General features: G+C 32.8%; 18 protein-coding genes. 16 read left to right on the forward strand and 2 right to left on the reverse strand.

Going from position 1 to position 13,146, the window contains the following annotated elements; all coding sequences use genetic code 11:
• Positions 1–34: 34 nt before the first annotated feature.
• Together tkt and sirA are read left to right on the forward strand one after the other, a co-directional pair.
• Positions 35–2,038 (forward strand): transketolase, encoded by a 2,004-nt coding sequence (gene tkt / locus NSQ77_RS19850; protein ID WP_339227810.1) that lies wholly within the window; start codon positions 35–37, stop codon positions 2,036–2,038.
• Between the two features lie 241 nt (positions 2,039–2,279).
• Positions 2,280–2,735 carry a sporulation inhibitor of replication protein SirA gene (gene sirA / locus NSQ77_RS19855; protein WP_339231106.1) on the forward strand — a complete coding sequence of 152 codons (456 nt, stop codon included), beginning with the start codon at positions 2,280–2,282 and terminating at the stop codon, positions 2,733–2,735.
• Between the two features lie 116 nt (positions 2,736–2,851).
• On the opposite strand, the gene NSQ77_RS19860 is transcribed toward sirA, so the two are convergent.
• On the reverse strand, positions 2,852–3,034 hold the full coding sequence (locus NSQ77_RS19860) for a YjzC family protein (RefSeq protein ID WP_339227811.1): 183 nt from the start codon (positions 3,032–3,034) through the stop codon (positions 2,852–2,854).
• A 112-nt stretch (positions 3,035–3,146) separates the two neighbouring features.
• Here NSQ77_RS19860 and NSQ77_RS19865 point away from each other — a divergent pair, with 112 nt between their 5' ends.
• From NSQ77_RS19865 to NSQ77_RS19920, 12 genes are all read left to right on the forward strand, one after another.
• A complete protein-coding gene (locus NSQ77_RS19865) occupies positions 3,147–3,422 on the forward strand; it encodes a YrhK family protein (RefSeq protein ID WP_339227812.1) in 276 nt (91 codons plus the stop codon).
• Positions 3,423–3,867: 445 nt separating this feature from the next.
• Complete coding sequence (locus tag NSQ77_RS19870) at positions 3,868–4,089, forward strand: YneF family protein (RefSeq protein ID WP_339227813.1); 222 nt, start codon at positions 3,868–3,870, stop codon at positions 4,087–4,089.
• A gap of 239 nt (positions 4,090–4,328) precedes the next feature.
• Positions 4,329–5,246, forward strand: coding sequence for a tyrosine-type recombinase/integrase (locus NSQ77_RS19875; protein WP_339227814.1), 918 nt, complete (start codon positions 4,329–4,331; stop codon positions 5,244–5,246).
• 2 nt (positions 5,247–5,248) lie between these two features.
• Positions 5,249–5,416 carry a hypothetical protein gene (locus tag NSQ77_RS19880; RefSeq protein WP_339227815.1) on the forward strand — a complete coding sequence of 56 codons (168 nt, stop codon included), beginning with the start codon at positions 5,249–5,251 and terminating at the stop codon, positions 5,414–5,416.
• 179 nt (positions 5,417–5,595) lie between these two features.
• On the forward strand, positions 5,596–5,775 hold the full coding sequence (locus tag NSQ77_RS19885) for a hypothetical protein (RefSeq protein WP_339227816.1): 180 nt from the start codon (positions 5,596–5,598) through the stop codon (positions 5,773–5,775).
• Between the two features lie 54 nt (positions 5,776–5,829).
• On the forward strand, positions 5,830–5,961 hold the full coding sequence (locus tag NSQ77_RS19890; RefSeq protein WP_339227817.1) for a hypothetical protein: 132 nt from the start codon (positions 5,830–5,832) through the stop codon (positions 5,959–5,961).
• A gap of 156 nt (positions 5,962–6,117) precedes the next feature.
• Positions 6,118–6,639, forward strand: a complete 522-nt coding sequence (locus NSQ77_RS19895; RefSeq protein WP_339227818.1) for a hypothetical protein — start codon at positions 6,118–6,120, stop codon at positions 6,637–6,639.
• Between the two features lie 820 nt (positions 6,640–7,459).
• Positions 7,460–7,627, forward strand: coding sequence for a hypothetical protein (locus NSQ77_RS19900; protein ID WP_339227819.1), 168 nt, complete (start codon positions 7,460–7,462; stop codon positions 7,625–7,627).
• A gap of 62 nt (positions 7,628–7,689) precedes the next feature.
• On the forward strand, positions 7,690–8,703 hold the full coding sequence (locus NSQ77_RS19905; RefSeq protein WP_339227820.1) for a hypothetical protein: 1,014 nt from the start codon (positions 7,690–7,692) through the stop codon (positions 8,701–8,703).
• Between the two features lie 623 nt (positions 8,704–9,326).
• Positions 9,327–9,632 (forward strand): hypothetical protein, encoded by a 306-nt coding sequence (locus NSQ77_RS19910; RefSeq protein ID WP_339227821.1) that lies wholly within the window; start codon positions 9,327–9,329, stop codon positions 9,630–9,632.
• A 239-nt stretch (positions 9,633–9,871) separates the two neighbouring features.
• On the forward strand, positions 9,872–10,288 hold the full coding sequence (locus tag NSQ77_RS19915) for a hypothetical protein (RefSeq protein WP_339227822.1): 417 nt from the start codon (positions 9,872–9,874) through the stop codon (positions 10,286–10,288).
• A gap of 5 nt (positions 10,289–10,293) precedes the next feature.
• Complete coding sequence (locus tag NSQ77_RS19920) at positions 10,294–11,553, forward strand: hypothetical protein (protein WP_339227823.1); 1,260 nt, start codon at positions 10,294–10,296, stop codon at positions 11,551–11,553.
• Between the two features lie 89 nt (positions 11,554–11,642).
• On the opposite strand, the gene NSQ77_RS19925 is transcribed toward NSQ77_RS19920, so the two are convergent.
• Positions 11,643–12,317 carry a hypothetical protein gene (locus tag NSQ77_RS19925; RefSeq protein ID WP_339227824.1) on the reverse strand — a complete coding sequence of 225 codons (675 nt, stop codon included), beginning with the start codon at positions 12,315–12,317 and terminating at the stop codon, positions 11,643–11,645.
• Positions 12,318–12,493: 176 nt separating this feature from the next.
• On the opposite strand from NSQ77_RS19925, the gene NSQ77_RS19930 reads away from it, so the two are divergent.
• Both NSQ77_RS19930 and NSQ77_RS19935 read left to right on the forward strand, forming a co-directional pair.
• A complete protein-coding gene (locus NSQ77_RS19930; RefSeq protein ID WP_339227825.1) occupies positions 12,494–12,715 on the forward strand; it encodes a hypothetical protein in 222 nt (73 codons plus the stop codon).
• Between the two features lie 105 nt (positions 12,716–12,820).
• Positions 12,821–13,051 carry a hypothetical protein gene (locus tag NSQ77_RS19935; RefSeq protein WP_339227826.1) on the forward strand — a complete coding sequence of 77 codons (231 nt, stop codon included), beginning with the start codon at positions 12,821–12,823 and terminating at the stop codon, positions 13,049–13,051.
• Positions 13,052–13,146: the final 95 nt, after the last annotated feature.

The following is a 13,146-nucleotide window of genomic DNA, read 5'->3' on the forward strand; positions in this document are numbered from 1 at the left end:
TCCATTAATATAGAAACGAGAGGTGCAAGAAACTATGTCACATGAGATTGAACAGTTATCAGTAAATACAATTCGTACCTTGTCGATTGATGCGATTGAGCATGCGAATTCCGGTCACCCAGGATTACCAATGGGAGCTGCGCCAATGGCATATACACTGTGGGCAGACTTCATGAATCATAATCCAAAGAATTCGAAATGGTTTAACCGAGATAGGTTCGTACTTTCTGCGGGACATGGATCCATGCTATTATACAGCTTGCTTCACTTATCTGGCTACAATGTTACAATTGATGATTTGAAAAATTTCCGCCAATGGGATTCAAAAACACCCGGACATCCTGAAGTAAACCATACAGATGGTGTCGAAGCAACAACTGGTCCACTTGGACAAGGGATTGCAATGTCTGTTGGTATGGCAATGGCTGAAGCTCATTTAGCGGCTAAGTTTAATAAAGAAAATTTATCTATTGTTGACCATTACACGTATGCACTTGTTAGTGATGGCGATTTAATGGAAGGTATTTCACATGAAGCAGCATCCCTTGCAGGACATTTAGGTCTAGGCAAGTTAATTGCGTTATATGATTCAAACGATATTTCACTTGATGGTGACTTGAATCGTTCCTTCTCTGATAATACAGAGCAACGTTTTAAGGCTTATGGATGGCAGGTGATTCGTGTTGAAGACGGAAACGATTTAAATGCGATTCGTCATGCGATTAAAGAAGCACAAAACAATACAGCCCAGCCAACATTAATTGAGATAAAAACAATAATTGGTTATGGATCTCCAAATAAATCTGCGTCTGCATCATCACATGGTGCACCTTTAGGAGCAGATGAAGTAGTACTAACAAAAGAATATTACAAATGGACACATGAGGATTTCCATGTGCCAGATGAAGTATATGCGGATTTTAATGAAAAAATCGTAAAAGACGGTGCAGAAAAGGAATCACAATGGAATGAATTATTTACTGCTTACAAAGAGAAATATCCAGAAGCAGCTAAAGAGCTTGAACTGTCTATTAACGGAGAACTTCCTGCTGGATGGGAGAAAGAACTTCCAGTATTCCAGCCTGGTAAAGACACGTTAGCAACAAGGGCATCTTCCGGGAAGGTTCTAAATGCAATTGCAAAAGCAGTTCCTAACTTATTCGGCGGAAGCGCTGACCTAGCGGGATCCAATAAAACAACTATGAATGATGAAGATGATTATACTCGTGAAAACTACGCTGGGAGAAATATTTGGTTTGGTGTTCGTGAGCATGCAATGGGAGCAGCGTTGAATGGAATGGCATTACACGGTGGTTTAAATGTGTACGCAGGTACGTTCTTCGTGTTTAGTGACTATTTACGTCCAGCTGTTCGTTTATCTTCTATTATGAACACACCGGTTACGTACGTATTTACCCATGATTCCATTGCGGTCGGTGAAGATGGACCTACACACGAGCCTGTAGAGCATTTGGCAGCATTGCGTGCTATACCAGGATTATCCTTAATTCGTCCTGCTGACGCAAATGAAACACAAGCAGCATGGAGACTTGCGGTAGAATCAAAAGAACAACCAACTGCTCTAGTATTAACGAGACAAGACTTGCCAACACTAGAAGGCACAAAGGAAAACGCTTATGAAGGTGTTAAAAAAGGTGCATATGTAATTAGTAAGTCTAAGAAAGAAACACCGGACGCATTATTGCTTGCAACAGGATCTGAAGTTCAATTAGCGGTAGCAGCACAACAAGAATTACTAGAAAAAGATATTGATGTAAGTGTAGTAAGCATGCCTTCTTGGGATCGTTTCCAGCAGCAAGATGAAGCATATCGTAATGAAGTATTGCCACCGCATGTAAAAGCTCGTGTCGGTATTGAAATGGCGTCATCATTTGGTTGGGAGCGTTATGTAGGTGACGAAGGTGCAATCATTGGTATTGATCGTTTCGGTGCTTCAGCGAAAGGAGAAAAAGTAATCACTGAGTACGGATTTACAGTTGAAAATGTTATCAAACATGTTAAGGAAGTTTTAAAATAAAAAACTTCAAATAAAGATGGTCCCATAATGGAACCATCTTTATTTTATGCGAAATTGTATCTTACGAAGAAAGCTTTCTAGTAAATTTTTCAATCATAGAAAAGGTAATATCCCAGAAAAAATTATTATTTCCTTTTGTTTTGTCTTTTCGACAAAATTAGTTGTTATTTGCATGTTAATATGACATTCTTCTCTATCTGACTTCTCTATAATAGAATGAAAAGGGAGGAGACTAGATGTGATGGAGTATGCTATTTATTGGATCAAAGAGGATGTCGCAAGATCTTATTTTCACAAATGTGATATACTTTACCGCTTTTTTAAAGAATATGAGGCTAATCCAACGAGAGAAGATTTAAAAGCACAATACATATATATTACCCATCATATTCCTTTACAGACAATTGCAGCACAGTTAAATGTTCAAGCCTTTGAGCATATTTCTATCAAAACAGATGGTCATATGCTCTACTTAAATAAAAATGAAATTACAATTTGTCTTTATGCTGAAAATGGGCATTTGTATTTCCGGTGCACAGAACTGGAAGAAGCTGCGATGTTATTATTTCCTATGTTGCGCAATTGTCATCCCTTTGTATTTGTACAAGGGAAAAATGTATCAAATTATGGGTGGATCTCTCCGATTACACAAAATAACCATATTAGAATGAGACAAATATTGTATTCACGGCTATAATTTAATATACTTTACAAAATCTTTAACGCTGCAATAATTGGAAACTATTGACAGTACTGACGCTTTATAAAACAAAGCCCCTACAATTGAGTAAGGGCTTTTCCATTGCTCTCATATTATGCTTTAACCCAATTAGCAGCTTCATTACTAGATGGAGAAGGAGGGAATTGCTCGCCTTCTTCTATTTCAATCTCAGTGTTGTCCTGAGTAGTTGATCCACCATCCACTAAGCTGTCTACTTTAAAAGTTCCGCTTTCTGGTGCTTTTTCTCCTGTCTTAAAAGTTTGCTTGTTTGCCATGATTCTCCACCTCCTAATAATTTAGTAAAGAATTTTAAAGGGCTATGTTACGTGTAGTTTACTGTGAAAAGGGTATTATTATTTGTGAACTTAATAGGGAGGGGATTAGCAGATGCGATTACTAAAGACAAAAACATATACAAGAGGTTATACAAAAGATATAAGTATATATGGTCAATCCTTAGAAGTTTACTTTAAAAAGAAATATACTTTTTTTCAATTAGTTGGAGATGTGTTAGTGGGGATTTTCTTTGTTACTGGAAGTATATTAAATTTCTTTTCTTCTACTGAGTTATTTGGAAGTATAGCTTATTTATTAGGAAGTCTCTCGCTCACTATACGCCCCTTGTTAAAAATACTAAGAAATATGTGGATTTATAAAAACTAATCCCATAATTAAGCATAGCTTTATAAGGACTATTTGATATATCATCTTATGTATTCCCTGTAATTGGAGAAATGAAAACATGGTAAATTAAGTGGTGGGGTGCCAAGAGTACGAATCTGGAATTAAAAATGTTCTTGAGAAATTACGGGTTAAATATAACAATAAGCAAGGGGAGGAGACAAACACTAATCTATTGTACATTAAAGCATGTATGATAATAAATTACCGCTTCTATTTTGCAATTTCAATTCAGCATCAAAATCCGTCCAAAATAGATAGGTTTTTGTCCATTATTCTGTATTGTAAGACAAGCTCATATGAATCAATAAAGTAGTCATGCCAGCGATTTTCATTAATTTATTACAATCTTTTCGTAATCGATTGTATTCACAGCTATAATTTAATATACTGTATAAGAGACAACACGAAGGAGGAAGAACTAGAAATGAGCACAATTTGGGTCGTATTAATTGCTATAGCAGCGTTAATTGCTGGTGTTGCTCTTGGATTTTTCATTGCAAGAAAATATATGATGAGCTATTTGAAAAAGAATCCACCTATTAATGAGCAGATGCTTCGGACATTAATGATGCAAATGGGCCAAAAACCATCGCAAAAGAAAATTAATCAAATGATGCGTGCAATGAACAATCAAAGTGATAAGTAAAAGCAAGCGTATCAAGGGTTTGACAGTATTTAGTTAACCCTTTTACATAGAAAAACTTTGTTTTGGTTAATCTATCACCGCACTTTATAAATAATTAGGTTAATTTTTCTCGAAAACCACTTACCTGTTGAAAAATAAAGCAGAAGGAGTGGTTTTTTTATGTTTTTAAGCAATTTTTGGTTAATTTTTCTTCACTTAATTTTATCTTTTGAAAAATTAAGTAGGGGTGGTGATATGTCATGTTAATAGAGGATATTTTAAAAGAGTATGAATATTATTGCTTATCGAGAAATTTTACTAAAAAAACATTGATTAATAAACGTCAAGAATATAAACAGTTAAAGGTGTTTCTTGAAACAAAAAGAGGAATAACTGAATTAGAAAGTGTTACTTCACATGATTTAAAGTCTTATGTTCGTCAAAAACAGGTTAAAGGGTTAAAAGCACAATCTATTGTTTCAATGGCAAAACAGGTCAAAGCATTTTTTAATTGGTGCGTGAAGGAAGAATATTTGCAGAAGAACCCAATGGACAAGGTTACATTGCCAAAACTACCTAAAATGTTATTGACAGGTTTAACAACAAAAGAAGTAATAGCCATGATGGAGTCGTTCAACAACAAGGAATATTTAGAGATAAGAAATAAGGCGGTTATTGCTATGATGAGTGATTGTGGCTTACGTGCTATGGAGATTGCAGGGATAAAAGAGCAAGATGTTCGTGAAACGGATATTAAGGTGTTTGGGAAAGGAAATAAGGAACGTATAGTATTTATATCTCCTGCATTAAAAAAGATTCTAATACGATATGAACGGATTAAAAAGCAATATTTCAAGGACAGAATCAAATACAATGATAATTATTTTCTTGCCTATCAAGGGAAAGCAATGTCAACAGTAGCAGTTTATAATCTTGTCATAGAAGCAAGTGAACGTGTAGGGATAAAAGGGAGAAGAGTATCGCCTCACATGTTCCGTCATTATTATGCAGTCCAGAGCATTATGGCAGGGATTGATGTCTATAGTTTAAGTCGCTTATTAGGTCATTCTCAAGTAACAACTACACAGCGTTATTTAGAATCATTGCATGATGATGAATTAAGCAAAAAAGCTGCATCATCAAGTCCATTAATGAATTTAAATAAAGGGCGTGACTAACAATGAAAGAAATTAACATCGGCAGCCAAACCATTAAAATTGAAGCTTCTTATGATGAGGTTGCTAAAGTTGTGCAAGTTTTAGATAAATATTGGCTCAATAACGATGATGAGACTATAAAAAAACTAGCATATCAGCTACAAAATCCAAAAGTTAAGCCCGATTCTTGAAGATAGTTAGCAAAATCGAGCTGCCCATTGATGATTATCAATAGCAGGAGTTAAACAATATATCATTATTTGTTATATTTATCTGAATTTAATTAAAATTTAATTAAATAACTTGATTTTTAATTAAGCTATATTTATAATTAATCACTAACGAGCTGGAGTATATAGGAGGTTTTTATATGGAAGACATTAATAATAAAGAGGAGCGAGAAATTATAAAAAAAGAAGTGCATGGGAACTGCACACTCGTGTTTTATAAACACCCAGAACCTATAGAAGATAAAGTGATAGGGATGGATTTATACGAAACCTTAGCAGATTTGTTAATACGTCAATATAAATCACAAAGCCATTCATAATAGAGTGAGTGTTATAACTTAAAGAGACACATTTTAATAAGGAGTTGTTAACCAATGGCTAAAAAGACAGAGATAATACTTGTTAGAGAAGAGTTTGCAGGCAAAGTAGATTTAAATGAGTATTTTAGAAAATTGTTGATTGAAGCTATAAAAAATGATGAAATGACCTATGATTTCAAGAAGTAATATCACCTAGTCATAAGTAAAAATAAAATCACCAAGGAGAAAGTTTCTCTAGGTGATTTTATTTTTGGCAATTTTCCTATAAAACTGAATATATTTATTGTATAATCATATTGTCATAGGTAATTATGTTTACAAAACAAAAGTGGAGATGGTTTTATGAGAAAAACGCTGTTACTGTTGGGTATGACTATTTTTACGATTAGCTTGGTGGCATGTAATGTAGAAACTGTAGCACCGAAAGAGAACACAGAAGCTAAGACGTCAGAAGACATCCAAGAAGCAAGAGAAAAGCGTGAAGAAGCTAGAAAAGACAGGGAAGAAGCTAGAAAAGCAAAAGAACAAGAAGAAGCAAATCAAGGTATGTCGGAAGAGGAAATTGTAAGTGCTCTTCAAAAACGAATGGAAGGCTCATTTGAAGTTGATTTTGATAAAAAGAATAAAGCGTTTACTCTTATTCCTATTAACGAAGGGGTAATCAAAGAATTAGATATGTACGCTAGTGGTGATATTGGCATTGAAATGTGGAATGAAACAGTTGATGCAACTACTGATTTATCCGAGACTATAAAAGAGGAACTTGGTGAGGGATATCATGTCGTGTTACTTAATGGTGATAAAATAGCTATATTATGGATAACTGATGGCGAAGTAAAGCATGATGTAATCAAGGATGAGTAATGACATATTTATTGAACGTGGAAAATGAAAGCATCTCTTTTTTAAGGATGCTTTTTCCTTTGTAAATCAGCCTTTCTACGTGGTTTAAACCTCAACAAAGCAATTAAATTCAGATGCCTCTATAACGCATTTATAGCCGTTCTGAGAGATTTTCAATAATGGTGAATCTCTTTATCCAAGGATATAGGAAGCGCAAAATAAGTGCTTTCAAAAGGGTTTACTGTATGAGGGGTACTTTATTTATAAAAACTTTTTTCAAATACACGAACATTTGCCGTCCTCAAAGCTATTTAAGTGAAGGGGTTAAAAAGGATTAGTCTATTTGTTATGACTTAAATTTTCTAAAATGTAGGTGAATTTAAAGAAAGAGGAAGAAATAGGTGTTTGTTAAAGATTGGGGTTTGGGGCTTGCCCCAAGGTCTTTTACCGAGCGTAAGCGAAAAAGATAAGATATACATATTTTATTCTATTTACTATTGTATTCTATTTATACTGTGTTAAAAAGCACCCAAAAAAGAATTTATTTGACACCCCACCTGTATCAAAAAACACCCAAAAAGGTAACTGTTTGATACTTCTAAATATAACCTGTGTTATTTTACTGCCAAAAAGGGAGTGTTTTGACACCCCTAAATAAGAGAAAGGGTTCAATTGTGCCTAAAATTTCATTGGGTAAAAATACGGAAAATTCCCCCTACCTGGGGCGATAAACTAGTGAAGGGATAAAAACTTTTTAAAACCATTGTGGTTGAAAGGACACTTAGAGCCTTTACCACTAGATGGTTATACATATTAATCATTTAAAGGGGGATAGACAATTATGATAAGTAACAACTTCTTTTTCTGTTACGACAAAAAGGTTATGAAGTATTTGAAATATGATAAAGGCATCGGATTTATTACTTCTGCAATTCACGAAAAAACAGGTAATAAATTTTGGTTGTTCCAAATCACACCAGAGCTAAATGAAGCGTTACAAGAAGTTTAACTAAAACCGATTGCAAGGTAAATTGCTAGGATAATCAGTAAATAATAAGGAGTAATCAAACAATGGCAAACTATATTAATTTATCAAATTCACTTTTAGAGGTGGACAGCAACAACAGATTAAACGTAGAGGAATTATACTTATTCAGCTACTTATGGACAGAAAGAACATATGAAAATAGAGTAAAAACAGGCATAAACTTCTTAAATGAAGATGTGGAACTGCTAAAAGATAAAAAACAAAATAAGAAGCGTGTGATTGGAACATTAGAATCACTTAAAGAAAAGCAACTTATCAATGTTGAAGAAAAAGGCAAAATGTTAATTGTAACATTTGCACCTCATAAAGAAGAAGGGTATACAGGAGTACCTTACAACAAGGTTGAAAAATTAAATCCAACAGGTTTTTACATTTATGTAATGGTTGCTAAATGGAATGATGGGGCAAGATATTCCTATACAAAATGGGCAGAATTACTTGATTGTAGTGAAAGCACAGCAAAGAGAGCTATTAAGAAGGCAGTTGAAGCAGGAATTATCTATAAGCTAGAAGGTGGCTTCGATAATGGTTGGGTTAGTACAGGACAGCTTAAACAAGATATTAACACTTATTCAGTTAAACCAATCTTAACAAGTGTTAAAGAAGAAAAAGTCAAGAAAGAAACAAAATCTGTTAAAGAGGTTGCACCAACATATAAAGAAATGGAATTTGCAGAATACAAAGTTGGTAATTGGTTTAACAAAGATAAATTTGCCGACAACAAAGACTATGATGAATACCTGTATCGTAAAGCACAAGCAGAAAACGGAGATAAAATGGCAGAGCGATTTGTTAAGCATTGTGAAAGCAGAATTGAAGGTTGGTTAAACCATAAGAATGAAAATGTTAGGAGTATTGCGAAAGACAAATTAGAAAAAGCGAAAGATAGATTTGAAACAGGTAAGAGTACAAAAGAACAATCAAACTCAATGATAGATAGATATCTAGCACAGTTAAATGGTGAGATTAATTATGAGCGCATAGCAAGCGATAATAAAGATAATGACTGGATAAAAGAGTGGGCAGAAGCTAATTAACCTTCACACACAATTAATACAACAACATGAAACAAAAATCACCTTCTCAATGTAGAAGGGTATTAATCATGCAAAATAATGAAAATGTTTTCACGAAAAAACGAAGGAGAAATAATACATAACTTACTTAAAAAATTTTAATGATGAATTGTGAAAGATTGTGAAAGGATTAAATTAGCTAAATCGTCGGGGCTTAGATGATTCTGTATATAGATAATCTTGAGCAATACGTTGCACTAACAAAGAAATATTTATTCAAAGGTTAAAATAAAAAATACGGAAAATTTAGCATAGTTAGGGCGATAAATATATGAGAGGGTATTTATTTTAAAAAAGTTTTAATATAAAACCGAACATTTGCCGTCCATAAAGCTATTTATAATGAAGGGGTAAATAAGCAAGTTATTTCGGTGCTTGACTTCAATGTCGAACACTTTTAATTCATTTTCTTATCCATACAAAACGGTTGCCAAATAGAGCAAATTAAATAATTCAAAGGATAACTAAAATGTTATAAATCACAGCCCTCACAATATTATTGTCAAGGGCTTTTTGGTTTGTTTGGGTTTATACCCAACAAGAGAAAAAAAGGGATAAACTCAAATAAATAGGATGTGAAAATAATGATAGAAACAGTAATTTTAGCGGTGATTGCAAGTGCTTTTGGCAGCGTTGTAACATACTTTATCACTAAAAATAACAATGGTACAAAATTGAAGCTTCATAATAGAACTCAATTATCTCAAGATACATATCAATTTATTGATGAGTTAAAAGAAATGATTGAAGGTCAAAGAGAAGAAATTGAAGCACTAAGAAAAGAGATACGACAGCTTCAACAAGTTAATGTGCAGTTAACAATTGATAATAAAGAACTTCAAACCAAGATTGCTGAATTGAATGAACGCTTAGCAAGCATGAATAATTAATAATTATACATATGTCGTTATCGGTGGCTACATTGACCATTGCCAAGCACATCTTGCGACAATAAAGAAAAAGTTGAGCACTAATCATAATGTTTTTATATTATGTTTTTCTCCTAATGTGCATGAGCAGAGATGAGGGATTTCTTCATCTCTTTTTGTTCGTGCATTGAAAATTAAAAAGGATAACTGATTTATAAAAAAGATTGATAAATAAATAGATTAAAAGGGGCATTTTTAATATGGATAGAAGAGTTTTAGTTGGATTTAGAGGGAATGTGAATGAATTTTATTTTAATAAGTTGGAAACAGCGCATTTATTTACCTGTATTGATGAAGGGTGCTATATTCACGCAAAGACAATGGATGGATTAAAAGTTGTAATGAATCCAGATGAGATTGAAACTGTGATTGTTTTGGATGAATTTGGAGAAATTGAATTTGATTCAAGGAATAACTTTGAAGCTTCTTTTGTTGATGATGAGGGATTCGATACAGAGGGATACTTTAAAGAAGTTGAACAGATTGAAATTGAACTTGATACAATCGAAAAATTAGCAGCAGCATTAGAAAAGAAATACCCATTTGTTAAGGTATCAATTGACTTTGAAGTTGATGAAGATAAGATTGAAAATTTTGTTGCTGCTTTCAAAGGTTGATTGTTATGGCAAAGTTAAACAGTAATGATGTTGCTAAGATTAAATTCTTGATATTGCAAGGTGAGTTAACTCAAAAACAAATTGGTGAACAGTTTGGAGTTGCTTCACAGCAAATTAGCAGAATAAAGACAGGTAAAAGATGGGCAGAAGTTGAAATTGATGATAATGGCAATCACATACAAAAGGAAATTGAGATTGTACCAGAGAATTTCAAGGTAAATTTTGTTGAAGATGAACCAGAGACAGTTAATATTGTTGATGATGAAAGTTCGCAATATAGGGTGAAATTTATAAATGATTACTTTCATAAGAAAAAAGGTGGGGTATATCCTCATTATGAACCGACAGCTCAAAAATCTAAAAGATTTATTGGTGCATTATGGAATAGTTATAAGTGGCTATTTAATAATGAGTATAATGATTTCATTAGTGAAGTTATGATGGCTACAACTGAAAAAGTGATGACGTTTGAGCCAAAAGATAAAGATTTTAATTGGGAATATGTTAAGGTTGCAGGTACGAAGGAACATTTAATTCTCAATGACAATATTAATAAAGCTATTAAAACAGCAATAATTGAATATGCGAATAAGATTAACAACAGTTACAAAGTTGAAAGTAATGGTGAAATCAGTTGGATGAAGCCGATTGTTGAAAGCATTGATGTTGTCAATAACAATGGTGAGGGGGATTTTCCATTAATTGAAGAATTGCCAAATGAGATGAACCTTTTCCATATGAAAAATGATTATTTCGGCAGTCAGTTTCTTGATTGGTTTAGTGGTGAGCATCTAGAATTTTTAACGGATGGGCAAATCAGATTCTTGAACACAACCAAATATTTCCAACGTGACAGGGATGATAATTATGTTATCCCATTTAGTCAGTTGCCAGATGAATGCAAGCCTTATTCACAACAGGCAATTGACCATAACAAAAGGCGTATCAGAATGCGAACAGAAGAAGAGTATCTGAAGGTTGAAAAGCTTAGTTTACGTGAACTTTATGATGAGAAAGAATTAAAGTTGTTGCAGGGCTTTATAGATATTGTAGAAATTGATGATGACAGGATACATAAGCAGAATGAATTATTGAGCAAATGGTTGATGGAACATATTGATAATCAATTCGTTGAAGATATTCTATTTGAAATGGATTCAGATGGCATACTGGAAATTAGAACTGGTAGCATGAGCAATATGTTGCTTTATAAGATTGCTGAAATGGTCGAAGAAAGAGTGGCTTACTTAGAATCGTTGAAGTAGAAGGGATAAGCAGGGCAGGATATCAGCAGGGAATTATGATTATTAATAATTCCCTGTTTTTAAACTTATTGTTAGGTAACTGTGAAAAGTTATAAGGTTATATTGCTTTCCTCAATTCCCTTAAAAAGCTCATCAAAAAATAATGAGATTAAATTCAGATAGTGCGGGTTAAAATCTTTTTCAAGTGCTTCGACTTGGTAATTAGTATAGTCTTTATGAGGGAATTTTTCAAAAGCCAAATAGGGTAGTATTTTTAGTTTATCATATTGCTTTTGATTAATTGAGTTATTATCGTTGTGCACAAAATAGTTTCTTAGATTGTTGTATTCTTTAAATTTTTTTCTATTTTCTTTAGAGATATTGATATTAATTTTATTGGTTTTTTCTAGATAGACAAGATATAAATATATACCTCTATCGTTAAAATCAGCTAATTTTTTATTAGTTAAGTTTTGTTTTTCTATATTCTTAGCAATACTTCTTAATTCTGATTCCATAAATGAGTATAGTGAAATGAACAGAGATTTACGTAAAATTAATGTATATGTTTTGTCTAAATCATGATAGTCATCCAAAAATGCGTGCTCATAAAATTCCTGTTTTATTGCTGGGTCTTTTATATCTTTGGACTGTTCTTCAAACCTTTTTTCAAGGGAATTTTTGTGTGATTCAATACTACCTTCCATAGTTTCTATGTAATTGTAAAAGTGTTCCGATTGCATGTTGAAAGAAAAACGATGCCAATTAGTGATTTTTTTAATCATTCTGGATACCTCGCATTATTAAAATATAATTTCCTTGATAATTATATCATGTGCATGAATGTATTTAATAGATTAGTTATTTTTTCTTAATTTATTAATAGATAAGAAGGACTTTTGGCACGCCTTGTCGAATATTGTGATGTATAGTGCAAAAATTTGAAGAGGGAGTATTTAGAATGAAAATTAAAGTTATTATGGATAGTGGAAAAGAATATGTAATTGATAAGTTAGATGAATTTGAATTTGATAGATTCATAGGTAGTTTTTTCAATGAGAATAAATTACCTATGGGGCAAACAGCCAAAGTGTTGAAGAATACTTTACTTTATTTAGGTGATAAAAAGAGCATACTTATAAATCCAAGCCATGTTTCATCAATTGAAGTTTTAGAGGGTTAAGAATTGGGCATCCACTATCTGGGTGCTTTAATTTGATAATTCAGGACTTTTAACATACCTTCTCGAATAATATTAGGAATAAATATTTAATGAGGGGTGTTATGAGTGAAATGTCCTAAATGTGAAGAGCAGTATTATTTCTTACAAGAGAAATTGGAAAGACCGTTTAAAATGATTGTAATAAAATGTGGAAATTGTGATACTGCCATTTCCACTATGGAATATGTAGATATAGAAGAGGAATTGTTAGAGATTAGAAATCAATTAGATGAAATAAATAGAAGCAATAAATTAATGATTGATTTGTTAGTGAATATTTTTAATGTTGATGATTGAGCACCCGAAAGGGTGTTTTTATTTTGAAAAAAGTATTATTCATAAGTCGATAGTAGCATTCATGATAAATATGGGTTTTATCCCCTTTTCCTATA

The sequence above is a fragment of the Oceanobacillus sp. FSL K6-2867 genome (genome assembly GCF_037963145.1).
Classification (GTDB): domain Bacteria; phylum Bacillota; class Bacilli; order Bacillales; family Amphibacillaceae; genus Oceanobacillus.